The sequence below is a fragment of the Aggregatibacter valvarum genome, assembly GCF_980468985.1.
The window spans coordinates 331,065-357,719 of the sequence record NZ_OZ413141.1; the positions used below are offsets into that span (position 1 = coordinate 331,065).

A 26,655-nucleotide genomic window follows, 5' to 3' on the forward strand; every position below is an offset into this window, starting at 1 on the left:
CTTTACCTGCGCCTTTACATTTTTTCCCATGTTCTGCTCAATGTCATGATAGTCACAATGACATTCACCGCCTCTTTCATGCCTTCAAGCGTAATCAATTCATGCTTACTGTGAAAGTTATACCCCCCGGTGAAAAGATTCGGGCAAGCTAATCCTTTTTCCGCTAACCAAGCGCCATCGGTACCGCCGCGAATGACCTTGTGATTTGGCGTAATTCCGCAGTGTTTCATGGCAAGATCCGCTAATTCGATAGATTGCGGCACGTTTTTTACCGTTTCGTACATATTCTTATAGCTATCGGTCAGCACCAGTTCAATCGGTTTTAGCAGGCGTTTTTGCTGATTAAATTGCGCCACTAAATCACGAATAAACTGTTTCCGCTTTTCAAATTCTGTTCCATCAAAATCACGAATGAGATAATGCAACTCTACTTTTTCAATGTCGCCGGAAAAATGATTTAAATGGAAAAAGCCTTCTCGCTGTGCAGTGTTTTCAGGGGTTTCTGTCTGCGGAAAAGCGTGCTGAAATTCACAGGCCATGGCTAAGGCGTTAATCAGTTTATTTTTGGCCGAACCGGGGTGAATATGACGTCCGTAAAATGTGACTTTGGCAGAGGCAGCATTAAAGTTTTCATATTCCAATTCCCCCACGGCGCCACCGTCGATGGTATAAGCCCAATCGCATGGAAAATCCTCAAAAGGGAAAAATTGCATACCTAGCCCGATTTCCTCATCCGGCGTGAAGGCCACTCGAATATTGCCATGAGGGAGATTTTCTGTTTTTAGGCGATAAAGTGCGGTCATAATTTCTGCAATTCCGGCTTTATTGTCTGCGCCCAACAAGGTATTTCCATCCGTCACAATCAGGGTTTTACCAATGAATTGATGTAAGAAAGGATAATGGACGGGACTGAGAAATTCCTCGCCGACACCTAACGCAATATCGCCGCCTCGATAATTTTCAATCACTTCAGGCTGCACGTTTTTGCCGCTGCAATCAGGCGACGTATCTAAATGGGAAATGAAACCAATCGTTGGTGCATTGGAATCCACGTTAGCCGGTAAATATGCCGTGAGAACACCGTGTTGACTCAACATGATGTCTTGCAACCCTAATGCCACCAGTTCCTGTTGCAGGTGTTTGGCAAGGGCAAGTTGACCGGCAGAACTCGGCGAAGTTTTTGCGCCCGGTTTAGATTGGGTGTCATACGTCACATAATTTAAAAAACGTTCCAATACAGGTTCTTGAGAGAATAAATCTTGCATGCGTGATGTTCTTCTTTTTTATTTTTACTAACAGAAACCAAGGTGTGTGTTTATTGGGGCATCAATGGCATAAAGCACCGGCAATAAACACCTTTTGCTTTCTATTTTAAAGCGGTCCACGCTACCACGCAAAACCTTTACATCGCACAATACTTAAGCAGATGCAGGATAAACCAGAATCACAGGAAAGCAGCACCATTATGCACTGCGCCTTATCGCCTTTTCATTGAGAAAAAACCGACTTTCCGCTACAATACGCCACTATTTTTATTCACGTAAACAGACTATGTCAGAAATTAAGTTAATCGTTGGACTTGGCAATCCCGGCGATAAATACGCAGACACCCGCCACAATGCCGGAGAATGGTTAATTGCGCGTTTAGCGCGGCGGTTTAATGTCACATTAAATGCGGAAAATAAGTTTTTCGGGAATGTGGGAAAAACGCTGATGAACGGCAAAGAAATCCGTTTTTTGGTGCCGACAACCTTTATGAATTTAAGCGGCAAAGCAGTAGGCGCATTGGCGAATTTTTATCGTATCAAACCCGAAGAAATTTTAGTCCTGCATGATGAGTTAGATTTACCCCCCGGCAGCGTTAAACTGAAATTAGGTGGCGGACATGGCGGGCACAACGGCTTAAAAGATATTGTCGCCGCATTGGGCAATAACAACAATTTTTATCGTCTGCGCATTGGGATCGGTCACCCGGGACACCGTGATTTGGTGGCGGGTTATGTGTTAAACAAACCGTCACCCAGTGAGCGCGAAGCACTTGAAAAAGCCTTGGATGAAGCTGCAAATTGCGTGGAACTGCTTTTCAAAGACGGCATCGTCAAAGCCACTAATCGACTAAATAGTTTTAAAATTTAACCGAAAAGTGCGGTCAAAAAACACGGTCAATTTCAACCGCACTTTTCTTCACCAATAAGGAAAAATTATGGGATTCAAATGTGGTATCGTGGGCCTGCCGAATGTGGGCAAATCCACCCTTTTCAACGCCTTAACCAAAGCCGGCATTGAAGCAGCAAACTATCCGTTTTGCACCATCGAGCCAAATACCGGCGTGGTGCCAATGCCGGATCCGCGTTTAGACGCCTTAGCGGAAATCGTCAAACCTGAACGTGTATTACCCACCACCATGGAATTTGTGGATATCGCAGGCTTGGTGGCCGGCGCGAGCAAAGGCGAAGGCTTGGGTAACAAATTCTTAGCCAACATCCGTGAAACGGACGCCATTGGCCATGTCGTACGTTGTTTTGAAAACGATGACATCGTACACGTGGCGGGCAAAATCGATCCGTTAAACGATATTGAAACTATCAACACCGAACTGGCGTTAGCCGATTTAGACAGCTGTGAACGTGCGATTCAACGTTTACAAAAACGCGCTAAAGGCGGCGATAAAGACGCGAAATTTGAACTTTCCGTGATGGAAAAAATCTTACCGGTACTTTCTGAAGCGGGCATGATTCGTTCCGTGCCGTTAGACAAAGACGAGTTATTGGCGATCAAAAGCTACAATTTCTTAACCTTAAAACCGACTATGTACATCGCCAACGTGAACGAAGACGGTTTTGAAAATAATCCTTATCTCGATAAAGTCCGCGAATTTGCCGAAAAAGAAGGCTCTGTCGTGGTGCCGGTGTGTGCCGCCATCGAAGCAGAAATCGCCGAACTGGATGATGATGAAAAACTCGAATTTTTACAAGATCTCGGCATTGAAGAACCGGGCTTAAACCGTGTCATTCGCGCCGGTTATGCGCTTCTCAATCTGCAAACCTACTTCACTGCTGGCGTGAAAGAAGTTCGCGCATGGACGGTTTCCGTGGGTGCCACCGCACCGAAAGCGGCTGCTGTAATCCATACTGATTTTGAAAAAGGCTTTATCCGTGCAGAAGTGATTGCCTACGAAGATTTCATCCAATTCAAAGGCGAAAACGGTGCCAAAGATGCCGGTAAATGGCGGTTGGAAGGAAAAGATTACATCGTACAAGACGGCGATGTCATGCACTTCCGCTTCAACGTGTAAAACAGTCAAAAAATGAACCGCACTTTAAGCAACTAAAGTGCGGTTTTTCATCCCTTATAAAGAAAATAACAGGTCGGAAAGACAAGCCATAAGATTGCGCTGAGGATCACCGTCAAGCTGAAATACCAGCGTTGCGTTTTATGGCGAAAATGTTGCCTGCCTAAATGAATCCCGATAAACCCACCGAATAAACTCAATAACAACAATGTACGCTCAGGAATGCGCCATTGTTGACGGATAGCGCGTTGTTTATCCTGCCACATCAAAAAATAAGCGGCGATATTCACCGCCGCTAATACTATGACCAAAAGTGAAATTGGCATTAAGCGTAAACCGGAAGACGTTTACAGATTGCCAAGACTTTTTCTTTTGTCGCCGCAATCACTTGTTCTTCATTGTCTTTACCCAGTGCGTCTAACACATCACACATCCAGCCGGCAAGTTCACGACAGTCTTGCTCGTTAAAACCACGACGGGTCACGGAAGGTGTTCCCACACGGATACCGGAAGTCACAAAGGGTTTTTGTGGGTCATTCGGTACAGAGTTTTTATTCACGGTAATGTTTGCTTTACCAAGTGCCGCATCCGCCGCTTTACCGGTTAAACCTTGTTGAACTAAATCCACCAAGAACAAGTGGTTTTCGGTACTGTTTGAAACCACTTTGTAACCGCGTTGTTTAAACACCTCCACCATGGCTTTTGCATTTTTCAATACATTTTGTTGGTAGATTTTGTATTCCGGCTCTAACGCTTCTTTGAAGCATACTGCTTTTGCCGCAATAATGTGAACTAATGGACCACCTTGACCTGCCGGGAAAACAGCAGATTGAAGTTTTTTATACATTTCTTCATCGCCGCTGGCAGATAAAATCAAACCACCACGTGGACCACCTAAGGTTTTATGCGTTGTTGTTGTAACAACATGGGCATACGGAAGTGGATTCGGATAGACGCCTGCGGCAATTAAACCGGCAACGTGTGCCATATCCACGAATAAATAGGCGCCCACTTCATCTGCAATCTCACGCATTTTTTTCCAATCAACTACTTGAGAATAAGCAGAGAAACCGCCCACAATCATTTTTGGTTTCACTTCATGCGCTTGTTTACGCAACGCATCGTAGTCAATCAAACCATCATCAGTAATGCCATATTGTTCTGCATGATAGATTTTACCGGAAAAGCTCACGGAAGCACCGTGGGTTAAGTGGCCACCATGTGCCAAGCTCATGCCTAAAATGGTGTCGCCCGGATTCAATAATGCCATATAAACGGCCGCATTCGCCTGTGAACCGGAGTGCGGTTGCACGTTCACATAATCTGCGCCAAATAATTCTTTCGCACGATCAATCGCCAACTGTTCCACAATGTCAGCGTACTCACAACCACCATAATAGCGTTTGCCGGGATAGCCTTCCGCGTATTTATTGGTGAATTGAGAACCTTGCGCTTGCATTACGCGCGGGCTGGCATAGTTTTCAGAAGCGATTAATTCAATATGTTCTTCTTGACGACGATTCTCATCTTGAATGGCTTGCCATAAAACCGGATCGTAATCAGCGATGTTCATGCTCTTTTTAAACATTGTGTTTTCCTCGTTGTTTGCATTATTTGTGTATAGTTTACCTGTTTCCAAGTAAAAACTTAATCAAAAATTTCGATCATATTTTTCATTATTACAATGAAAAACATTCATTTATCTAAATCGGGCTTTTTTCTTTCACTAATTTCTCAATTAGTTTAACTTCTTTTGTTTTCTCTCCAGCGCCCAGTTTACGGCATTGGCTGGTTTCTTTCGTATAAGTATTAAAATTGGTCATCCTTGTTGGGCTTTTCATTTTAATCTTCATATCCAAATGATTACTGCAGTTATTACAAAGTGAAACAAATTCCTTATCGAATTCTTTTAATTCTGGTGATTGTTCAATGATTTTTGCGACTTGTGGTGAATGGGCGGTTTTAAATAGACGATCAGTAAAGCCATAACTCAATTTACCATCACTTGCCTGCCATTTGGCTTGGGCTTGCAATAAATAGCGCATCCAACCTTCTTTTGTATCAATCTGAGAGATACCACGCATCAGCACAGTTTGATCTGTTCGATAAGTGACATAATCAAAATGCTCAACAGGTAAAGGGGATTTGGCTGCAGGTTTTACATGGCAAATTCAATCGCCGACTAAGGCTTGTTCTTGTTCAGTTTGCTGATGAGCTACCGTACACACTGAGAATAATACAGCAACAAGACCACCCAATATTAATTTTCTCATGAGATACTCCTTTTATTGACAGTAGATATAACATTCATCAATACAAAGTAGGGAAAATTTTTTTTAATCCGGAATATGTAAAAGGCGGCAGTTACATAAATCATCACTCTCAAATTCGGATATTTCACCTGCAACCTTATTCGGAATTGGGAATAAACGCACAGTTAGCGGTTTATTTAATCGAAATGCCATCGTTCCCGTATCACGCATAATAGCAGCGATGCTTTCAGCCTTAACATTTCCCGCCACTGGAACCGTGTCTAAACCGATACCACATACGGCGCTATACGTCAGCAAAGCACGAATATCAAAATAGTGTTTTTGTGTCCCTTCGGCTAAACCTAAATCTTCTGTCACCGCCAACATTAATCCAGAAAACCCAACTAATGGCACACGTTGGATTGATTTAAATACTTTTGTCAGTAGCGCAGAAACCTCTACAGAACCAGCCGCACCAAAATAGGGCAATCCCATTAATTCATACACTTTTGTCATGGGTGAACAATTTTTAGATGGTGCCGCCGAACTATCAATACCTGCAAATTCAAATTCACTTGATAATTTGACCGCACTTAACATCTCTAATACTTGATCTACATGATATTGCAACGCTTGCGACATCGCTTGATAACAATCTGCATAAAATTGATTATGAGGTGATTTTGGTACAGATTTTAATACTTCGACTAATAAATCAGGCGTTTCTAAACCAATGACAAAACTATTTGGTAAATGACTTAGATGATAACCGGCGGGGAAATAAGGAATAAATGGCTTGCAGTTAAAATTCACAGTAAAGTTAAAGTTACCTTCGCCACGTGGTGTGATATTTGCAATCCGTTGTACCGCATAAACAGATTGCTCAATAAGTTCATTATCTAACACGCCATTTTCATCTAATGGCACATTAACACAGGCATTACACAAGTCACCATAAGCTGCGATTAACTCTGGCAATAACGCTATTTCCTCTTTATTTCTCGCCGCGCCTATTGCAAATCGAAGACGAATTCCACTTTCATTAAATTTATTCAGTAACTCCGTTAAATACTGCAAATCTGCTTTTGCCGTCTGCAAATTGGTTAAATCCAAATATTCACCAAAGGGATTGGTAATCACTCGAATCGATTGCAAGGTATAACCGGCTTTCTGCACAGCTGGCAATAACAAATCCACATCACGTTTGACTGAATAAAGGGCGTCTTCCCATTGAGTTTTATTTTTATGTAACGTTAGAAAAAAACTTATGGTACGAAGACGACATAATTCTTTATTTTTATAATCCATTCGATCCCTTAACATTAAATGTAGTTATTTTTGCTGCTCACGTTCAACAGCACGGTATCCAATATCTCGACGATAAAAACGACCATTCCATTGAATTTGCTTAGCAAGTTTTAATGCTTTCTGTTGCGCCTCAAATACGCTTTCACCTAATGCCGTAGCACAAAGCACGCGGCCGCCGTTGGTGACTAACTTGCCCGCTTTCGCTTCTACGCCGGCCAAAAAAACTTTCTCATTTTCGACCGCACTTTCAGGCAAACCGCTGATTTCATCGCCTTTGCGATAATCTCCCGGATAACCTTCTGCTGCTAATACGATACCTAAAGAAGCCTTCGGATTCCATTGGGATTTCACTTCGTCCAATTTGCCATCACAGGCTTTAAGACAAAGCTCCACCAAATCCGATTCCAAACGTAACATAATCGGTTGGGTTTCCGGATCACCGAAACGGCAGTTAAATTCGATCACTTTCGGCTGACCATTTGGCATGATCATCAAACCGGCATACAAGAAACCTGTGTAAACATTGCCTTCCGCTGCCATGCCATTGACTGTTGGATAAATCACTTCTCGCATAATGCGATCATGAATTTCTGGTGTCACCACTGGCGCAGGCGAATACGCGCCCATACCACCAGTATTTAAGCCTGTATCATTTTCGCCCACGCGTTTATGATCTTGACTAGTCGCCATAGGTTCGACGTTTTTACCATCTACCATGACGATAAAACTTGCTTCTTCGCCATCTAGAAACTCTTCAATCACCACTCGGCTACCCGCTTCGCCAAAAGCATTGCCAGAAAGCATATCACGCACAGCTTCTTCCGCTTCTTGCAATGTCATTGCAACGATTACGCCTTTGCCCGCCGCCAAACCATCTGCTTTGACGACAATTGGCGCACCTTTTTCACGCAAGTACGCCAATGCAGGTTCTATTTCAGTGAAGTTTTGATATTCTGCCGTTGGGATTTTGTGACGAGCGAGGAAGTCTTTAGTGAATGCCTTTGAACCTTCCAATTGCGCAGCTGCTTTAGTAGGACCAAAAATTTTCAATCCAGCCTCACGAAATGCATCAACTACCCCAATCACTAGCGGGGCTTCCGGCCCCACAATTGTCAGCCCAATTTGCTTATCTTGAGCAAATTTCACTAATGTGGGAACATCAGTAGCAGAAATGTTTACGTTTTCTACTTTTTGCTCTAATGCTGTACCCGCGTTGCCTGGTGCGACAAAAACTTTATCTGCTAGTGGAGATTGTGCTGCTTTCCAAGCCAAGGCGTGTTCACGACCGCCATTTCCGATGATGAGGATGTTCATGTTGTAGTCCTTGTGTCTTTTTGAATTTAATCCCCTCTTTAGCAAAGAGGGGTAGGGGAGATTTGGCAGAAGTTATTTCAACCTCATAGTACATTTAGCATCGTTGAAATCTCCCCCTCGCCCCCTCTTTACGAAAGAGGCGGGGATAAGTAAAAAAGTAAGTCGCTCATTGAGCGAAGTTATGACATAAATTAATGTCTAAAATGCCGCATTCCGGTCAATACCATCACCATATTATGCTCATCTGCCGCATCAATTACTTCCTGATCACGCATTGAGCCGCCCGGATGAATCACACATTGAATGCCTACTTTCGCCGCCGCATCAATGCCATCACGGAACGGGAAGAACGCATCGGATGCCATCACACAACCGGCCACTTCCAAGCCTTCATCCTGCGCTTTAATACCGGCAATTTTAGCCGAATACACACGGCTCATTTGGCCTGCACCAATGCCAATGGTTTGGTTATCTTTGGCATAAACAATAGCATTCGATTTCACAAATTTCGCCACTTTCCAACAGAATAATAAATCTTTCAATTCTTGTTCGGTCGGTTGACGTTTACTGACCACTTTTAAGTCGTCCAAGCCCACCATACCTAAATCCGCATCTTGCACCAACAAGCCACCGTTCACACGTTTGAAATCTAAACGTTGGGTACGTGCTTGCCATTCTCCACATTCAAGCAAACGAACATTTTTCTTACGTTTCACCACTTCAACGGCTTCCGCAGACACTTTCGGTGCGATAATCACTTCCACAAATTGACGTTCGACAATTTCATTTGCCGTTTTTTCGTCTAATTCACGGTTAAACGCAATGATACCGCCAAAGGCTGAGGTAGGGTCTGTTTGATAGGCGCGATTATAGGCCTCTAAAATATCTTTGCCTAAGGCCACGCCGCACGGATTGGCGTGTTTCACAATCACACAAGCAGGTTCATCAAATTCTTTTACGCATTCGAGGGCTGCGTCGGTGTCGGCAATATTGTTATAAGACAAAGCCTTACCTTGCAGTTGGTTTGCCGTCGCCACACTCGCTTCTTTTACATTGAGATCCACATAAAACGCGGCATTTTGATGGGCATTTTCGCCGTAACGCATGGTTTGTTTACGCACGAAGTTAAGGTTTAAAGTACGTGGGAATTGACCGCACTTCGCATTCGCGTCTTCTTCCTCTGCCACATGATACGGTTTCACCATTTGTCCAAAATAGTTGGCAATCATAGAGTCGTATTGCGCGGTGTGTTCAAATGCTTTGATGGCAAGATCAAAACGGGTTTCAAGCGTTAAGCTGTTTTGATGTTGATCCATTTCGGCAAGAATGGCATCAAAATCCTGATTGTTCACGACAATCGCCACATCTTTATGGTTTTTCGCAGCAGAGCGCACCATGGTTGGACCGCCAATATCAATATTTTCCACGGCATCTTCTAACGTGCAATTTGGCTTAGCCACGGTTGCGGCAAAAGGATATAAATTCACCACCACCATATCAATGCCTTCAATGCCGTGTTGCTGCATGATCGCATCATCCGTACCACGACGACCTAAAATCCCACCGTGCACTTTCGGGTGTAAAGTTTTCACTCGACCGTCCATCATTTCCGGAAAACCGGTGTAATCGGACACTTCGGTTACCGGCAAGCCGTTTTGTTCTAACAGTTTTGCCGTACCGCCGGTAGAAAGCAGCTTAACACCGCGTTTTACGAGGCCTTGGGCGAATTCCACAATACCGGATTTATCGGACACGCTAAGCAATGCTTGGCGAATGGGACGAGTTGATTGCATGAATAATTTCCTTTGATTTATGAAGTAAAATTTAAGGTGGCGTATTATAGCGCAAACGTTTGCGTTTAGGTAATCCGTTTTAAGCATTGCAATAGATTGCTTGTTTTTTATTCGTTTTAGAAACCTACTGAGGTAAATACGCCCAATGGCAATCTTGATGATAAAAGTTTTTAGTTAACGCCAACTTTAACGATAAAGTGCGGTATAATTCGGCGCAATTTTAATGCTAATGAACAACAAATACCAATGACAAACCTCACTCAATTTGCAGATTTTGATCTCGCGCCTGAATTACTCAACGCCCTCCAGAAAAAAGGCTACCAACGTCCTACTGCCATCCAACAGGAAACCATTCCTGCCGCGATGGAGGGCTTTGATGTCCTCGGGTCCGCACCGACCGGCACCGGAAAAACCGCCGCGTTTTTGCTACCGGCGATTCAACACTTGTTGGATTATCCACGCCGTAAACCGGGCGCGCCGCGTGTGTTGATTCTTACGCCAACCCGTGAACTTGCCATGCAGGTAGCGGAACAGGCGGAAGAACTTGCCTGCTTTACCAAACTCAGCATTGCGACTATCACCGGTGGTGTGGCGTACCAAAATCACGGCGAGATTTTCAATAAAAATCAGGACATCGTGGTGGCGACCCCGGGACGTTTGTTGCAATACATTAAAGAAGAAAATTTTGATTGTCGCGCGGTAGAAATTCTGATTTTTGACGAAGCAGACAGAATGTTGCAAATGGGCTTTGGGCAAGATGCGGAAAAAATCTCAGCAGAAACCCGTTGGCGTAAACAAACGTTGTTGTTCTCGGCGACCCTTGAAGGGGATTTATTGGAAGATTTTGCCAACCGCACGTTAAACGAGCCGGTAAAAATTGATGCAGAGCCTAGCCGTCGTGAACGGAAGAAAATTCAGCAATGGTATTATCACGCCGACAGCAATGCGCATAAATTCAAATTATTGGCGCATTTTATTGAGCAAGAGCAAGTCAGTAAGGGGATTGTATTCGTACGCCGTCGGGAAGATGTGCGCGAACTCGCGGAAAATTTGCGTAAACGCGGTATTCGCAGCACGTATCTAGAAGGCGAAATGGCGCAAACCCAACGCAATAACGCGATTGATAAACTGAAAAATGGCGTAGTGACGGTGTTGGTTTCCACCGATGTCTCCGCGCGCGGTATCGATATTGATGACGTTAGCCACATTATGAATTTTGATTTACCGTACAGCGCCGATACGTATTTGCACCGCATTGGGCGTACCGCACGTGCCGGCAAAAAAGGCACCGCCGTGTCCTTCGTGGAAGCGCACGATTATGGTCTGCTGGGCAAAATTAAGCGTTATACCCAAGAAATGCTAAAAGCCCGTGTGATTGAAGGGTTGGAACCACGCACGAAAGCGCCAAAAGACGGCGAAATCAAAACTGTCAGCAAAAAACAAAAAGCGAAAAAATTAGAAAAACGCGAAGCGCAAAAGAAAGCGACTAAAAAAGCCAAACAACGTCATCAAGATCGTAAAAATATTGGCAAACGCCGTAAACCAAGTGGGGTGGCTCACCATGACGTCGGGGGAAAATAACCCTGTTCTATCAAAAGTGCGGTCATTTAAAAGCTTATTTTGGGGCTGTCAAGATGCGCAAGTCGGTTGACTGACTTGCGCCATTTTTCTGTTATTTTTTCATTTCACTGTATTTGTCAATTCGCCTTTACGTCAAAATGACCATGCCCATGTCTAAAAAGAGATGACGCAAACGTTTTCGTCTCTTTGATTTTCCTTTATAATAACCCGCAATTTTTGTTTCAATTCAACCTTAAAGGTAATCCTCATGTTTCAAACTTTCCGTGGCTCACCTGCCCTTTCCGAATTCCGTATTAATGGCTTAATGCAAAAATTCCAACAGCAACAATTACCGGTGAAATCCGTGTATGCGGAGTATGTGCATTTTGTGGCATTAAACGCCGCCCTTTCTGCTGAACAGGAAGCCAAATTGAAAGCCTTGTTGCATTACGGTCCAACCTTGGCAGAGCATGAAGCGAAAGGGGAAAGTTTTATTGTTATTCCGCGGGTTGGCACCATTTCTTCTTGGTCGTCTAAAGCCACCGACATCGCCCACAACTGCGGCTTAAATGAGGTGGAACGCATTGAGCGTGGTTTGGCGTATTACTTTGAATTGACACAGCCGTTAGATGAAAAAACAACGGAAAAACTGACCGTACTTTTACATGACCGCATGATGGAAACTGTGGTGCGCAAGGCAAGCGATGCGGAAGTGTTGTTCCGTCAACAAGAACCAAAACCGTTCAAAACCGTGGATATTTTAAATGGCGGACGCCGTGCCTTAGAAAGTGCCAACGTGGAGCTGGGTTTGGCATTGGCGGAAGATGAAATCGATTATTTGATGGAAAATTTCACCGCACTTGGACGCAATCCGCACGACATTGAGCTTTATATGTTCGCGCAAGCCAATTCGGAACACTGCCGCCACAAAATTTTCAATGCCGACTGGATTATCGACGGCAAAAAACAGGATAAATCCCTGTTCAAAATGATCAAAAATACCTTTGAGAAAACCCCTGATTTCGTTCTTTCCGCGTATAAAGACAACGCAGCGGTCATGGAAGGTTCCAAAGCGGGACGTTTCTTCCCGGATCAAGACGGCATTTACCGTTATCACAATGAAGACACTCACATTTTGATGAAAGTGGAAACCCACAACCACCCAACCGCTATTTCTCCATTCCCGGGGGCGGCAACCGGCTCCGGTGGCGAAATCCGTGACGAAGGCGCAACCGGTCGTGGCGCAAAACCGAAAGCGGGTTTGGTGGGCTTCTCTGTATCCAACTTATGCATTCCAAACTTTGAACAACCTTGGGAAGCCCCGCTTTCCAAACCGAACCGTATTGCTTCCGCCTTAGATATTATGCTGGAAGGCCCCTTAGGTGGCGCGGCGTTTAACAACGAATTTGGTCGTCCTGCATTGCTCGGCTATTTCCGTACTTACGAACAAAAAGTAAATAGCTTCAATGGCGAAGAAGTACGCGGTTATCACAAACCGATCATGTTGGCGGGCGGTATCGGCAACATTCGTGCCGAACACGTGCAAAAAGGCGAAATCCCGGTGGGCGCAAAACTGGTTGTGCTTGGCGGTCCGGCGATGAACATCGGCTTGGGCGGTGGCGCGGCGTCTTCGATGGCATCCGGCAAATCCAAAGAAAACTTGGATTTCGCCTCCGTACAACGGGATAACCCGGAAATGGAACGTCGTTGCCAAGAAGTGATCGACCGTTGCTGGCAGTTAGGCGAGGACAACCCGATTGCCTTTATTCACGACGTGGGCGCGGGCGGTTTATCCAACGCTATGCCGGAATTGGTGCATGACGGCGGTCGTGGCGGTAAATTCGAGTTACGCAAAATCTTGAGCGACGAACGCGAAATGAGTCCGTTGGAAATTTGGTGTAACGAATCGCAAGAACGTTATGTGCTCGCTATTCATCCGGAAAAACTACCGCACTTTGAGGAACTCTGCCGTCGTGAACGCGCGCCTTATGCGGTGATCGGCGAAGCCACGGAAGAAGAACATTTAACCTTACATGACGAGCATTTCAACAACGATCCGATTGATTTACCGATGGGCGTGCTGCTCGGCAAAACCCCTAAAATGACCCGCGACGTGCAAACGGCAAGCGTGAACGGCGAACCGCTCGAACAAAGCCAAATTCAATTAAAAGAAGCGTTACATCGTGTACTTCGTTTGCCGGCGGTGGCGGAAAAAACCTTCTTAATTACCATCGGTGACCGCACGGTGACCGGCATGGTGGCGCGTGACCAAATGATCGGCCCGTGGCAAGTGCCGGTGGCTGACTGCGCGGTGACCACAGCGACATTAGATAGCTACTACGGTGAAGCCATGTCCATGGGCGAACGCACGCCGGTCGCATTGCTCGATTTTGCCGCGTCTGCCCGTTTAGCCGTGGCAGAATCCCTCACCAACATTGCCGCCACGAACATCGGCGACATTAAACGCATTAAATTATCTGCCAACTGGATGTCCGCCGCAGGCCATAAAGGCGAAGATGCGGGTTTATATGCCGCGGTGAAAGCTGTAGGCGAAGAGCTTTGCCCGCAATTAGGCTTAACCATTCCGGTGGGCAAAGATTCTATGTCCATGAAAACTACTTGGCAGGAAAATGGCGAGCAAAAAAGCGTAACTTCACCGCTTTCCTTAATCATCAGCGCCTTTGCCCGCGTGGAAGACGTGCGCAAAACCGTCACCCCACAATTACGCACTGACAAAGGACAATCCCGCTTGTTGTTGGTGGATTTGGGCGAAGGCAACAACCGCTTAGGTGCTACGGCGTTAGCGCAGGTGTATGCCCAACTTGGCGACAAACCGGCGGATGTGGTCAACGCCGACACATTGAAAAACTTCTTTAACGCCATGCAGGAATTGGTGGCGCAAGAAAAATTATTGGCATATCACGATCGCTCCGACGGCGGATTAATCGTCACCTTAGCGGAAATGGCATTTGCCGGACATTGTGGCGTGGCTGTAGATATCAGCGCCTTGGGTGACAACGACTTAGCCGTGTTATTTAACGAAGAATTGGGAGCGGTGATTCAAGTACGCGATAGCGATTTGAGTCTCGTGCGCGATGTCTTTGCCAAACACAATGTGTTGCACTTAGTGAAAGAATTAGGCGCAGTGACTGAAAACGACGAAATCGAAATCACCCGCGGTAACAAAGTGTTACTCAATGAAAAACGCTCCGAATTGCGTGGCATTTGGGCGGAGCTTACCCATCAAATGCAACGTTTACGCGACAACCCGGAATGTGCCGACCAAGAATTTGCCGCGAAGAAAAATCCGCAGGACAAAGGCTTCTCCGCCCGTTTAACCTACGACCCAAGCGAAGACATTGCTGCGCCTTATATTGCTACAGGAAAACGTCCGAAAGTGGCGGTGTTGCGTGAGCAAGGCGTCAACAGCCATGTTGAAATGGCGGCAGCATTTGACCGCGCAGGCTTTGAGGCGATCGACGTTCACATGAGCGACTTGCACAACCGCCGTTATGATTTGCAACACTTCAATGCCTTGGTGGCGTGCGGCGGCTTCTCTTACGGCGACGTGCTCGGCGCCGGTGGCGGTTGGGCAAAATCCATTTTATTTAACCCGCACTTACGGGATCAATTCAGCCAATTCTTTGAACGCGAAGACACGCTCGCACTTGGCATTTGTAATGGCTGCCAAATGCTTTCCACCTTGGCGGAAATCATCCCCGGCACAGAAAACTGGCCGCGTTTCGTGCGCAATAAATCTGAACGTTTCGAAGCTCGCGCTGCGTTGGTTCGCATTAATGAAAGCAACTCCCTGTGGTTCCAAGGTATGGCAGGCTCTCACATGCCAATTGCCGTTTCCCACGGCGAGGGCAGAGTAGAATTCAAAACGCCTGAAAATTTAACCGCACTTCAAGCACAAAATTTGATCGTGGCGCAATACATCGACAACACCCTCAACCCGACAGAAGTGTATCCGGCGAACCCGAACGGCTCCGCCCTCGGCATCACCGCCCTTTCCAACACCAACGGCCGCGTCGCCATCATGATGCCGCATCCGGAACGCGTCTTCCGCACCGTGAGCAACTCATGGCATCCGGAAGAGTGGGGAGAAGATGGGGCTTGGATGCGGGTGTTTAGGAATGCGAGGGTGGTGCTGGGGTAATTAATATTAACTATAAACTTATACTACTAATAGTAATTTTGTTATATTTTCTTAGAGGAAAAATTTTATGAAACAATCTTTTTCAGGGTTTTATAGCCCAACAGATGAAGAAATTAGTAATGCTTGGCTGGATAAAAATACTATTTTTATTTTTGATACAAATGTTTTTCTTAATATATATTCATATAAAGAAAAAACTCGCGAAGATTTCTTTTCTTCTTTAGAACAGCTTAAAGATAATATTTGGATGCCATTTCATGTAGGGCTTGAATATCAGAGAAATAGATTAGATATTATTAGTAAGGCTAAGGGGATCTTTAGGAAGGCAAAAAAACAATTAAATGATATTAAAGGGTTAGAGGAAAAAGATGCGATAAAAATAATAACTGATAGGTTTCCTTCTTTATTAAAAAATACAAGTGAATTGTCGAAGGCTATTGATAGATTAATTGATGATTATGAGAATAAACTGGATAAATTAGATTCTAAACAGCCTTGTGTACGTTCACATGATGAGATTAGAGAAAAGCTTAATGAATTATTTAGTAATAAGGTTGGTGCAGAACCTAACCAAGATATTATCAATAATATTGAAAATGAAGGTGTAGAAAGGTATGAAAGTGACATCCCTCCTGGATTTAAAGATAAAAATAAGGAAGGAGAATTTCATTATGGGGGTGTTAAATATAAAAACAAATATGGAGATCTAATAATTTGGAAACAAATCATTGAGTATGTTAAATCTAACAAAGATATTGTGAATGTTATATTTGTAACAGATGATACAAAGAAAGATTGGTGGTTTACCATAGATTCTGGTGGAAATAAGAGAGTTGGTCCTCACGCACACTTAATTAATGAAATAAAAAAATTAGATAATATAAAATTATTTGATATGTATACTACAGCTGACTTTTTACAAAAAACTAGTAAATATTATTCTAACTTTAAAGTCTCTGAGGATTCTATCAGCGATGTTAAGGAAATTGAAAGGAATAACCTGTCTGATTATTATACTGATTTAGATAATAAATTTTCAAAAATATATGGCTTGAGTGAGTTGGATAAATGGGAAGCAATTTCATCATTAAACAGCTTTAAAAAAATTCATGAATTATCTGATTTAAATAAACTTAATAAATTAAAAGAAAGGTATACCAGTTTTATGACACCGACAACAATTGCAGCTCTCGAAAAATCTCCTAGTTTGGAGTTGAATACTAAGATAATGGATGACCTGAAGAAGTATAATAATCTTATGAGAGCAGCTAAAGCTAATCTTGCAATTTCCAAATCTGTTAAGGATGCTACTGACTTTTCAGAAAGTATGGCATTACATATTAAGATGATGGATGATAATATTAAGGCAAATAAAGAAATTCTAAAATATTTGCAGGAAAAGTATGACCCTAATAAAGAAATTATTTTTAATGAAATAGAATCTTTTCAAGAGGATAATGAATAAGCTAGATATCGTGCGTCTCCTAATTGCGTGCTAGCCTTTGTCAAGATAAGCTTGGATGAGGGAGGCTAGAATGCATGGGTGTAGTTTAAATAATTATTTATAAGGTTATAAAATGGATATTCTTTCTTTTGAAATATCACCTATTTTCTCTGAGCATATTAAATTCATTATATTTTTATTATTTATTGTCCTTGGAGGAATATATTTCTATCTTAGAACTGATTCATTATTTTCTATATTCTATAGATTAATTATTTTGTTTTTAGGAAAACCAAGAACAAATACAGATCTAATAAATGATATAGTTGAAATAGAAAAGTTTAATTTCTTATATAATAAGAATGCAGTGTCTATTAGACAGAAAAGTAGATTCGAAAAATGGATTTTTGATTATGAACTAGACTTTAAACTTATAACTAAAGTTGGTAAGCAATTAGATATTGATAACTTGAAACTAAGAAAGATTAAGAAAGGTGGAGCTATTTTTTTATATTCTGTATGCTCTATATTTCTATTATTTTTTTTTGCTTTTTCAATTTTTTTTACTGTTCTCTTGATAAAAGATTCTGCCTTGCACTCATTTAATGGTAGTGGTAAGCCATTTTGGATGAATAGCTATGAGGCAAAGGGAGCTACAATTTTGGATACTAAGAATGTTTGGACGGTAGACTCGGGTATATGTAAGAAAAAAATTAAGGTAAGTAATTTATCTAATGAGGAACTTGATATAATCTGTACTATTTTAAATAGTAAAGATGATATAAATTATATTAATAGTCTGATTTCTAATCAAAATTGGTTTTCTAAAATTTTATTAATTATATTAGTGTTTCCTATAATATTTTTCTTAAAGGAAATAAAAAGTTTAAATAATTACTTAAAATGTAGGTATATGATCTACAAAAAGATAAAAAAGAAAAGAATATTTAGATAGGCTTATTTTGTTCTTCTCAATGATAGTTCCCCCATGATAGCGCAAGCGTCCACGCTTGTGCTTTTTTCATTTTAGTTACAGGCACAAGCGTGGACGCTTGCGCTATCGTAATCCAATTATAATTCCATCATAATGTCATCATAACTTAATAGAGGTTTGATTTTTTGCTTCAGTAATTTATTTTTTTGCGATCTTCTTCAAAAATCTGAGTTAAATTTAGAGTGAATTTAGTCATTCCTACTATTTTGCTTATCGGAGAGTTTTAGAAGGTAGGAAGATGAGCAGAAAGTATAAATTTAATGATAAGAATGGCGTTTATTTTATTAGCTTTGCAACCGTATATTGGATTGATGTCTTTGTCCGTAATTGTTACTTTGAAACGATGATAAGTGCATTGAATTATTGTCGTGAAAATAAGGGGATGAAGATCTATGGTTATTGTATTATGCCAAGTCATGTACATTTATTATTTCAGATAGAAGAGAAAAATCCTTCTGATGTCATTCGAGATTTAAAAACATTTACCTCTAAAGCATTACTGAAACAAATTGCAGAAAATCCTCAAGAAAGCCGCAAAGAATGGCTACTATGGATGTTCCGGCGAGCGGCTAAAAAGTATAGTTATGTAAAGCACTACCAATTCTGGCAACACCACAACCAACCCATCGAAATTCATTCCGATAAATTTTTTGACGAGAAGTTAGACTATATTCATCAAAATCCGGTGGTGAGCGGGTTTGTGTCTGAACCGCAGGATTGGAAATATAGCAGTGCGAAAAATTATTGGCAGGCGGTTGATTCTGTTTTAGACATTGATATTCTCAGTTAAAAAGTGCGCTTAAAAATCCACGATAGCGCAAGCGTCCACGCTTGTGCTTTTTTATTTTAGTTATAGGCACAAGCGTAGACGCTTGCGCCATCGTAGGGGGTTGTTAATTTGAGGCTTATTGAGGCTTACGCCATCTTCTTGATATTACCTTGCTGCGTGGTGAACAAGGTATACCACACAATCGTGAGAAAAAAGTAAAATAAATTCCCTGAATTATGGGTGAAGAAGCTTTGGCTTAGGCAGTAAATCATCACGGCGAGCACATGAAGGGTGCCTAATGTGGCAATTAATTTTGTTTCTGCGGAATCGCTTTTTAAGCCTGGCATAAAACGGCGTAGCGGTATAACAAAGATTGCTAAAAAGGCGACTAATCCAACGATGCCACGCTTAGAAAGATCATCTAAATATTGATTGTGCGCATGTGTAAATTGCCCGGCGTATTGGCTGATGATGCCTTGTTCGGCTAACTGGTGGCGTTTTTGGGGTGCGCCTTGTGTTCCCCAGCCCAATATCGGCTTTTCTTGTACCATGATGAAGACGGATTTCCACATATCAAAACGTGCGCCGACAGAGGTAGAACCGTTATCCTGTTCTAAATATTGTTGAATATCATCTTGCGCTGCCGCAAAACGCTCACTCATACGATTATTTGGCATTTGCGCAATACCAATGATGGCTATAGCAAACAAACCAATCAAGGTAATAAAAAATGTTTTTGATAAATTACGGCGATACATCCAAAGTAATGCAATCAAGAGAATGGGCAATGCCGGCCAACCGCCACGCGCGGTAGAAAGAATACTGCCCAAAATGCCAAATAAGGCGGCTAGAATGCAAAGCGCAGACTGTTTTGGTTGTGTTTTTTGCCAAAAATACAGCGCAATAGCCATGCTAAATAACCCCAATGACATGGCAATGTCACCGCCTTGAATATACATGATTCGTGAACTAAACGCGGCTTCACTTTGTAATATAAACTTATCATAGATTGCCATGAAACCTGCCAATACACTGCCTAAAGGAACGCTCCATAAAAAGGTCGAAAGTTTAGGTGGTGTCTTAAGCAAAAGAAGAAAAGCAGGAATCAGCAATATTGCCCGGCTTGGATTATCTAATTCGCGTATTTTTCCATCATGAATTAACCAAGAAAGCACAAAAACAGAAAAATAAAAGAGTAACGTCCAAATCAGCCATTTTGTCTCTTTCGTGAGAGCAAAAGGCATTTTTTTGAATAAGCAATAAACGCTATAGCCAAGCCCTAATAGCATCAGCGCCATCGGTGCAACATTGTAGCCGCCTTGGAACGTTAAGGCGGATAAAAAGAAAAAACCGACACAGACGTTGATAAATAGGGCGAGCTTATCATGTTTTAAATCAAACATAAGCCTCTCTTAAACAAGAAATAAATAAAAAACCGCACTAAAAAGTGCGGTTACATTTTAATGTGTTTTTTTCAATTATAAAACGTCAACGCAGTTTAAGTCTTCGAAAGATTGTTCTAAACGTTTAGACATAGATTCTTCCATTTTGCGTAACCAAACGCGTGGGTCGTAGTATTTTTTGTTTGGTGCATCAGGGCCTTCCGGGTTACCTAACTGACCTTGCAAATATGCTTCGTTCGCTTTGTAGAAGTTGAGAATACCGTTCCAAGACGCCCATTGGGTGTCGGTGTCAATATTCATTTTAATTGCGCCGTAGCTAATCGCTTCACGAATTTCTTCACGGGAAGAACCGGAACCACCGTGGAACACGAAATTGATTGGTTTTGCCGGAAGGTTACGTTCTTTCGCAACGAATTCTTGGCTTGCACCTAAGATCGATGGTTTTAATTTTACGTTACCCGGTTTGTACACGCCGTGTACGTTACCGAATGCGGCGGCAACGGTAAAGTTCGGACTGACCGGATTTAATTGGTCGTAAACATAAAGCACATCAGATGGTTGGGTGTAAAGACGAGATTCATCGGCGCCGGAGTTGTCCACGCCATCTTCTTCCCCACCGGTGATACCGATTTCGATTTCAAGGGTCATGCCCATTTTGCTCATACGAGCAAGGTATTCACGGCAGATTGCCATGTTTTCTTCCATCGGCTCTTCGGAAAGGTCAAGCATGTGGGAAGAGAATAATGGACGACCGGTTTCGGCGAAGTGTTTTTCACCGGCTTCAAGTAAGCCGTCAATCCATGGAAGTAATTTTTTCGCCGCGTGGTCGGTGTGTAAAATCACCGGTACGCCATATTCTTTGGCTAAAGTATGAACATGTTTTGCACCTGCAATCGCACCTAACACGTCAGGGCGGGCACCGCTGGTCGGTTTGATGCCTTTGCCTGCGTAGAATGCCGCTCCGCCATTAGAGAATTGAATAATGACCGGCGCTTTCACGCGAGCAGCCGTTTCTAATACAGCATTCACGGAGTCGGAGCCAACGCAGTTGACGGCAGGCAGTGCGAAGCCGTGTTCTTTTGCGTATGCGAATACTTTTTGAACATCTTCACCGGTAAGCACGCCCGGTTTGACGATATCTAATAATTTAGCCATTTTCGTTTTTCCTTTTGTGTTGGGTGGGTTGCTCCCACCATTTGAAGAAGTTGTTTTACGTTTTTGATTGATAGCACGCATCAGCAGACACGTGCTATGACGATCTTATGCAGAAAAAGTGTGGTTAGTTTTTCGCACGTTTTTCGAGGATTTCTACTGCCGGTAACACTTTACCTTCAACGAATTCTAAGAAAGCGCCGCCGCCGGTTGAGATATAGGAAATTTTATCTGCGATACCGAACAGGTCGATAGCAGCAAGCGTATCACCACCGCCCGCAATGGAGAACGCATCGCTGTTGGCAATGGCGTGAGAAATGATTTCTGTTCCTTTGCGGAAGTTAGGGAATTCAAATACGCCTACCGGGCCGTTCCATAAAACGGTTTTCGCATTTTTGATGATTTCTGCAAGTTGTTCCGCAGATTTATCGCCGATGTCGAAAATAGATTCGTCATCTTTCACTTCGGTCACAGATTTTTCTGTTGCCGGTGCAGTTTCGGAGAATTCGGTACCCACGCGAACATCAACTGGTACTGGAATGTCTGTGCTTGCTGCTAATTCTTTAGCAACCGGGATTAAATCGGCTTCGTATAAGGATTTACCCACGTTATGGCCGGCTGCGGCAATGAAGGTGTTGGCGATACCGCCACCCACGATAATTTGGTCGGCAATTTTGGAAAGTGAGTTTAACACTTCTAATTTAGTGGATACTTTAGAACCACCCACGATAGCCACCATTGGACGTGCCGGTTCTTTTAATGCTTTACCCAGCGCATCAAGTTCTGCAGCAAGCAATGGACCTGCGCAAGCAACCGGTGCAAATTCTGCAACGCCGTAGGTAGAGGCTTGCGCACGGTGTGCTGTACCAAAGGCATCCATCACGAAAACATCACAAAGTGCGGCGTATTTTTTACCTAATTCCGGATCGTTTTTCTTTTCGCCTTTGTTGATGCGCACGTTTTCTAACACCACGATTTCACCGGCGTTCACGTCAACACCGTTAAGGTAATCACGTACTAAGCGTACCGGGACATCAAGATGTTCGTTTAAATAATCAACAACAGGTTGGAGGGAATCTTCAGGGGTGAATTCACCTTCGGTCGGACGACCTAAGTGAGAGGTAACCATCACTTTTGCGCCTTTTTCTAAGGCTAATTTTAAGGTTGGGATGGTGGCACGGATACGCGCATCGGATGTGACTTTACCGTCTTTTACCGGCACGTTTAAGTCGGCACGGATAAATACGCGTTTACCATTCAAATCTAAATCGGTCATTTTAATTACTGACATAATTTACCTCTCTTTACTGGTTAAAATTAAAAATAATAACTGTTGGCATTATACCTGTAACTGAGTAGCTTGTAACCTGAATTCAAGGGTTCAACTTTAGGATTACACATTTCATTGATCCATGTCGAATTATTGAATTAATAGCCGGTTCGACTACTTGGGCAATCCATAATTTGCCAGTCTAAATCGTAACAAATAAAGAGTTCATTACGTGCGGCGCCCAAGTAAACATTCTTTAATTGCGGGTTGTTTTTTCGCATCCATTTAAACAGTTCGGTACGGCTTAATTCATAGTTCGGTAGCTTCAAAGTGCGGTATAAATTTTTGATCTTTTCAAAATAATCTTGCGCATTGTTAAACATACACGCGCCGTGTTTTTCCCACTCGCCTTGTAATAAGGCGGCGCTTGGCACTTCAGGCAAATAGCGTTCTATAAGATCTTGCGGTAATTGCGGCAAATCGCCTTGACAAAAACGCGGGTGATCGGAGACTCTTCGAGCTTGTTTGTTTTGTGACCACAATCCATGCACAATCCAACCGAATTGTTGGGTTAAACCGCATTGATATTGTAAAGAGGTGGGTAAATTATCGCCGTATTGTTGACGTTGTCGGTCACAGAATGCCGGTGACCAAGACAACACAAGTGTGTAATAATCGGTTTGCGCCTGTTTATTTTGCCCGATAGGATCATTTTTCATGACGTAATCGTAATTACGATCAACCACCACATCAACGGCTTGTTTTTGTTGGGAAAAATAATACCAACCGGCAAGTAAAAACATTAAAAATGCCACCACAAAAAAAGACAGTAGCAACAGACGTTTTTCGTTCATAAAATTCCTTTCACTTTGTTAATGTATTGATTATAATCCGACCCTTTCATTTTCCCCGAGGATGTTATGGCGCTACTCATCACTGACAAATGCACGAATTGCGATATGTGCTTGCCGGAATGCCCGAATGAAGCAATTTCAATCGGCGATGAGATCTATGTCATCAATCCCGAACTCTGCACCGAATGTGTCGGTCACTACGACACGCCCACCTGTCAAAAAGTTTGCCCTATCAGCAAATGTATTATCACCGACCCGGATCACGAGGAAAGCGAAGAACAGCTATGGGAGCGCTTTGTGTTAATTCACCACGGGGACAAACTGTAACGCGTTTGAAAGTGCGGTGAAAAAAGAGGGCGTTTTGACCCGCCCTACCTTTTCTCTTGTTATCTAAAATACCATTTCGCCAGTAAGATGCCGGCATTTACTGACACGTTTAATCCATTTTTCACTGGGCTGGCAAACGCCAAACGAACCTGCTCATCGTTTTTCTCTGATAAAGCCTCTGTTGAGCCTTCACTCAGCACAAAAACCGTTTTATTTTTTAACCGCACTTTATCCAATGCTGTCGCGTTTTCATCGCTGCTTACGTGAATAATTTGATAACCGGCTTGGCGTAATTGCGAAAGCGCATTGCGGGTGTCATTGGTTTCCAATACGCGCACATATTCCGCGCCGCCTTCTGCGACACGTAAGGTCACGGCAGAATTAAGGATTTCAGCGTTTTCTACCACAATATTTTTCACCCCGAAAAAGGCGCAAGTGCGTAAAATACCGCCAATGTTTTGTGCGTTGTTCACATTATCTAACAACACCAAGCAATCTTCTTGATGTGGCACATCGAGATAGCCTTGCAACGTAAACGGATGCGCTTTTTTCACCAACATACAAATGCCACCGTGGTGTTCTGTGCCGCTGACTTTGATCATCTCGTCGCTGTCCACAATGTGATACACCTTTTTATTAGTGGCTAAATAACTGCAAATATCCCCAATTTTATGCGCCATTTGTACGGTTGCCCACAAGCGCACAATGCTTCTCGGGCGTTGTTGAAATAAAGCTAAACACGCATTTTCACCATACACTTTCATTTCTTCCGCGCGATTCTTTTTGATTTTTTCCGGTGCGCGTGGTGACAATGGGCCGGTCTTTTTCTCTCTCGGCTTATCATCGAAACGACTGCTTTTGACGGTGACTTTCACGTTGCCTTCCGCACCACCGGCTTTTTTCATGGTGCTTTCGGCAATGTGTAAGGTTTTTTCTTGGCTTTCAGCGCGTTTAAATTTCGGCTTAGTATTTCTGTCGTTCTCTCTTTCTCTGCGAAATTCTTGGCGAGAATCGCTTTTTGAGGAGGCAAAGTGCGGTCGATTTTTATCGCGTTTTTGACGGTCGTCACCGACACTGCGTTCGGAAAAAGTACGGTTGTTTGATTTGAAAGTCGGTTTGTTTGAATTTTGGTTCATAGTTGTGTTGCCGATAGGGTGGATGAATGGAATGAATTTGCGCTGTTGGCAATAAATTTGTGAGCATTATAACGAAAACCAGCCTTTTTTCTACCAAGGGGGGCGATAAATATTGTAAACTATCGCCCCAATTAGGTTCCGACTCATTGAGTACAACAGAGAACAGATTTTATGTTTAGAGATAAGACAAAACGGGCTCAAAAGCGTCTTGAAAGCCTGCCATGTTTAGCTTTACAGGCGGAACAAGTTGAATTTATTTACAGCCCAATGGCATTCAAAAATGAAATTATTCAACTGATCAGACAGGCGAAAACGCGTATTTTTGTGACCGCACTTTACTGGCAAAATGACGAAGCCGGGCAAGAAATTCTCGATGAAATTTACCGTGCGAAACAAGATAAGCCTGAACTTGAAGTGAAAATTTTAATTGATTGGCATCGTGCGCAACGCAATTTATTAGGCGCGGAAAAGAGTGCAACGAATGCCGATTGGTATTGTGAACAACGTCAAAAATATCAACTTGCCGATGACCCGAATCTATTTTTCGGTGTGCCGATCAATACGCGCGAAGTGTTCGGTGTGTTGCATATTAAAGGCTTTGTTTTTGATGATACCGTGCTTTACAGCGGCGCCAGTATCAATAACGTGTATTTACAACAAAATGAAAAATACCGTTATGACCGTTATCAAAAAATCACCCATCCGCAGTTGGCTGATAGTATGGTGGCTTTTATTCGTGACTTTTTGTTAAATAGCGATGTGGTGTTGCCGTTGGATAGCATTAACCGTCCGAAAACCAAAGAAATTCGACAAAATATCCGCCATTTCAGAAAAAATCTTGCGCTTAATGGGCAATATACTTTCGCAAGTGCGGTCGATTTTGGCAACGAATTAACGGTAACGCCGTTGTTTGGTTTAGGCGGCGCGGGCAATGTATTAAATCGGACGATCGAAGATTTATTCCAGTTGGTGGAAGAAAAGCTCACTATTTGTACGCCGTATTTTAATTTCCCGCGGACATTGCAACACAAAATCCGCCAGTTGCTACATAAAGGCAAAAAAATCGAAATTATTGTGGGCGATAAAGTGGCGAATGATTTCTATATTCCGCCGGAACAACCGTTTAAAATGGCCGGGGCGTTGCCATATTTGTATGAAAACAATCTTCGCCGCTTTAGCAAAAAGTTCCAACGTGAAATGGAACAAGGCCAGCTGATCATTCGGACGTGGAAAGACGGTACAAACACCTATCATCTGAAAGGCGTTTGGGTTGACGATAATTATATTTTGTTGACCGGCAATAATTTGAATCCACGTGCATGGCGCTTGGATGCGGAGAATGGTCTATTTATCCATGATCCGAAACAACAACTTTTGCCTCAAGTCATTCAGGAGTTAGCCTATATTCGCCAACATACCACGTTGCTTCAACATTACACGGAGTTAGAAGAAATGGCGCAATATCCGGCGCCGGTGCAAAAATTATTGAAAAAATTTGCCCGCATTAAAGCGGATAAGTTAGTGAAGATGATTTTGTAATCTGTCGTTCCGTTCGTTTTGTGGAACATTTCATCACCGGTGGGGAAGAAGTGAAAATCTTCTTCCCCATTTTGTTTTTATCTTCG

Annotated in this window: 21 protein-coding genes; 9 read left to right on the forward strand and 12 right to left on the reverse strand. The window is 43.0% G+C overall.

Annotation, left to right across the window (positions count from 1 at the left end; all coding sequences use genetic code 11):
* Positions 1–14: 14 nt before the first annotated feature.
* Positions 15–1,265 (reverse strand): peptidase T, encoded by a 1,251-nt coding sequence (gene pepT, locus AC30SF_RS01515; protein ID WP_489607338.1) that lies wholly within the window; start codon positions 1,263–1,265, stop codon positions 15–17.
* A 286-nt stretch (positions 1,266–1,551) separates the two neighbouring features.
* Between pepT and pth the strand changes: the two genes are divergently transcribed.
* Positions 1,552–2,136: an aminoacyl-tRNA hydrolase gene (gene pth / locus AC30SF_RS01520; RefSeq protein WP_297930051.1), complete on the forward strand. Its 585-nt coding sequence runs from the start codon at positions 1,552–1,554 to the stop codon at positions 2,134–2,136.
* 67 nt (positions 2,137–2,203) lie between these two features.
* Positions 2,204–3,295, forward strand: coding sequence for a redox-regulated ATPase YchF (ychF, locus tag AC30SF_RS01525; RefSeq protein WP_109431906.1), 1,092 nt, complete (start codon positions 2,204–2,206; stop codon positions 3,293–3,295).
* Positions 3,296–3,342: 47 nt separating this feature from the next.
* Here the strand turns inward: ychF and AC30SF_RS01530 are convergent, their stop codons facing one another.
* From AC30SF_RS01530 to purH, 6 genes are all read right to left on the reverse strand, one after another.
* Positions 3,343–3,618, reverse strand: a complete 276-nt coding sequence (locus AC30SF_RS01530; protein ID WP_489607339.1) for a DUF1294 domain-containing protein — start codon at positions 3,616–3,618, stop codon at positions 3,343–3,345.
* The gene (gene glyA / locus AC30SF_RS01535) at positions 3,618–4,880 is read right to left on the reverse strand and encodes a serine hydroxymethyltransferase (RefSeq protein WP_021616683.1); all 1,263 of its coding nucleotides are present in this window, start codon (positions 4,878–4,880) and stop codon (positions 3,618–3,620) included. The genes AC30SF_RS01530 and glyA overlap by 1 nt, the downstream gene beginning before the upstream one ends.
* Positions 4,881–4,995: 115 nt before the next feature.
* On the reverse strand, positions 4,996–5,337 hold the full coding sequence (locus AC30SF_RS01540) for a hypothetical protein (protein ID WP_489607340.1): 342 nt from the start codon (positions 5,335–5,337) through the stop codon (positions 4,996–4,998).
* Positions 5,338–5,628: 291 nt separating this feature from the next.
* Positions 5,629–6,852 (reverse strand): DUF711 family protein, encoded by a 1,224-nt coding sequence (locus AC30SF_RS01545; RefSeq protein ID WP_489607341.1) that lies wholly within the window; start codon positions 6,850–6,852, stop codon positions 5,629–5,631.
* 24 nt (positions 6,853–6,876) lie between these two features.
* The gene (purD, locus tag AC30SF_RS01550) at positions 6,877–8,166 is read right to left on the reverse strand and encodes a phosphoribosylamine--glycine ligase (RefSeq protein ID WP_489607342.1); all 1,290 of its coding nucleotides are present in this window, start codon (positions 8,164–8,166) and stop codon (positions 6,877–6,879) included.
* Positions 8,167–8,357: 191 nt separating this feature from the next.
* Complete coding sequence (gene purH, locus AC30SF_RS01555) at positions 8,358–9,959, reverse strand: bifunctional phosphoribosylaminoimidazolecarboxamide formyltransferase/IMP cyclohydrolase (protein WP_489607343.1); 1,602 nt, start codon at positions 9,957–9,959, stop codon at positions 8,358–8,360.
* Between the two features lie 246 nt (positions 9,960–10,205).
* Between purH and srmB the strand changes: the two genes are divergently transcribed.
* From srmB to AC30SF_RS01580, 5 genes are all read left to right on the forward strand, one after another.
* Positions 10,206–11,540: an ATP-dependent RNA helicase SrmB gene (gene srmB, locus AC30SF_RS01560; RefSeq protein ID WP_489607344.1), complete on the forward strand. Its 1,335-nt coding sequence runs from the start codon at positions 10,206–10,208 to the stop codon at positions 11,538–11,540.
* A 247-nt stretch (positions 11,541–11,787) separates the two neighbouring features.
* The gene (gene purL / locus AC30SF_RS01565; protein WP_489607345.1) at positions 11,788–15,681 is read left to right on the forward strand and encodes a phosphoribosylformylglycinamidine synthase; all 3,894 of its coding nucleotides are present in this window, start codon (positions 11,788–11,790) and stop codon (positions 15,679–15,681) included.
* Positions 15,682–15,748: 67 nt separating this feature from the next.
* Positions 15,749–17,146, forward strand: coding sequence for a PIN-like domain-containing protein (locus AC30SF_RS01570; protein WP_489607346.1), 1,398 nt, complete (start codon positions 15,749–15,751; stop codon positions 17,144–17,146).
* Between the two features lie 112 nt (positions 17,147–17,258).
* Positions 17,259–18,080 (forward strand): DUF6216 family protein, encoded by an 822-nt coding sequence (locus AC30SF_RS01575; RefSeq protein ID WP_489607347.1) that lies wholly within the window; start codon positions 17,259–17,261, stop codon positions 18,078–18,080.
* A gap of 277 nt (positions 18,081–18,357) precedes the next feature.
* Positions 18,358–18,909 (forward strand): REP-associated tyrosine transposase, encoded by a 552-nt coding sequence (locus AC30SF_RS01580; protein WP_489607348.1) that lies wholly within the window; start codon positions 18,358–18,360, stop codon positions 18,907–18,909.
* A 125-nt stretch (positions 18,910–19,034) separates the two neighbouring features.
* Here AC30SF_RS01580 and AC30SF_RS01585 read toward each other — a convergent pair whose 3' ends face one another.
* From AC30SF_RS01585 to AC30SF_RS01600, 4 genes are all read right to left on the reverse strand, one after another.
* Positions 19,035–20,291 carry an O-antigen ligase family protein gene (locus AC30SF_RS01585; RefSeq protein ID WP_489607349.1) on the reverse strand — a complete coding sequence of 419 codons (1,257 nt, stop codon included), beginning with the start codon at positions 20,289–20,291 and terminating at the stop codon, positions 19,035–19,037.
* Positions 20,292–20,366: 75 nt separating this feature from the next.
* Positions 20,367–21,446: a class II fructose-bisphosphate aldolase gene (gene fbaA, locus AC30SF_RS01590; RefSeq protein ID WP_489607350.1), complete on the reverse strand. Its 1,080-nt coding sequence runs from the start codon at positions 21,444–21,446 to the stop codon at positions 20,367–20,369.
* 124 nt (positions 21,447–21,570) lie between these two features.
* Positions 21,571–22,734, reverse strand: a complete 1,164-nt coding sequence (gene pgk / locus AC30SF_RS01595) for a phosphoglycerate kinase (protein WP_489607351.1) — start codon at positions 22,732–22,734, stop codon at positions 21,571–21,573.
* Between the two features lie 137 nt (positions 22,735–22,871).
* Positions 22,872–23,567, reverse strand: a complete 696-nt coding sequence (locus AC30SF_RS01600) for a ribonuclease T2 family protein (RefSeq protein ID WP_454900882.1) — start codon at positions 23,565–23,567, stop codon at positions 22,872–22,874.
* Between the two features lie 66 nt (positions 23,568–23,633).
* Here AC30SF_RS01600 and AC30SF_RS01605 point away from each other — a divergent pair, with 66 nt between their 5' ends.
* Positions 23,634–23,894 (forward strand): YfhL family 4Fe-4S dicluster ferredoxin, encoded by a 261-nt coding sequence (locus AC30SF_RS01605; RefSeq protein WP_489607352.1) that lies wholly within the window; start codon positions 23,634–23,636, stop codon positions 23,892–23,894.
* A gap of 59 nt (positions 23,895–23,953) precedes the next feature.
* Here the strand turns inward: AC30SF_RS01605 and AC30SF_RS01610 are convergent, their stop codons facing one another.
* Complete coding sequence (locus AC30SF_RS01610) at positions 23,954–25,030, reverse strand: tRNA/rRNA methyltransferase (protein WP_489607353.1); 1,077 nt, start codon at positions 25,028–25,030, stop codon at positions 23,954–23,956.
* Between the two features lie 171 nt (positions 25,031–25,201).
* Between AC30SF_RS01610 and pssA the strand changes: the two genes are divergently transcribed.
* Entirely contained in the window at positions 25,202–26,569 is a 1,368-nt protein-coding gene (gene pssA / locus AC30SF_RS01615) for a CDP-diacylglycerol--serine O-phosphatidyltransferase (RefSeq protein ID WP_489607354.1), read from the forward strand.
* Positions 26,570–26,655 lie beyond the last annotated feature (86 nt).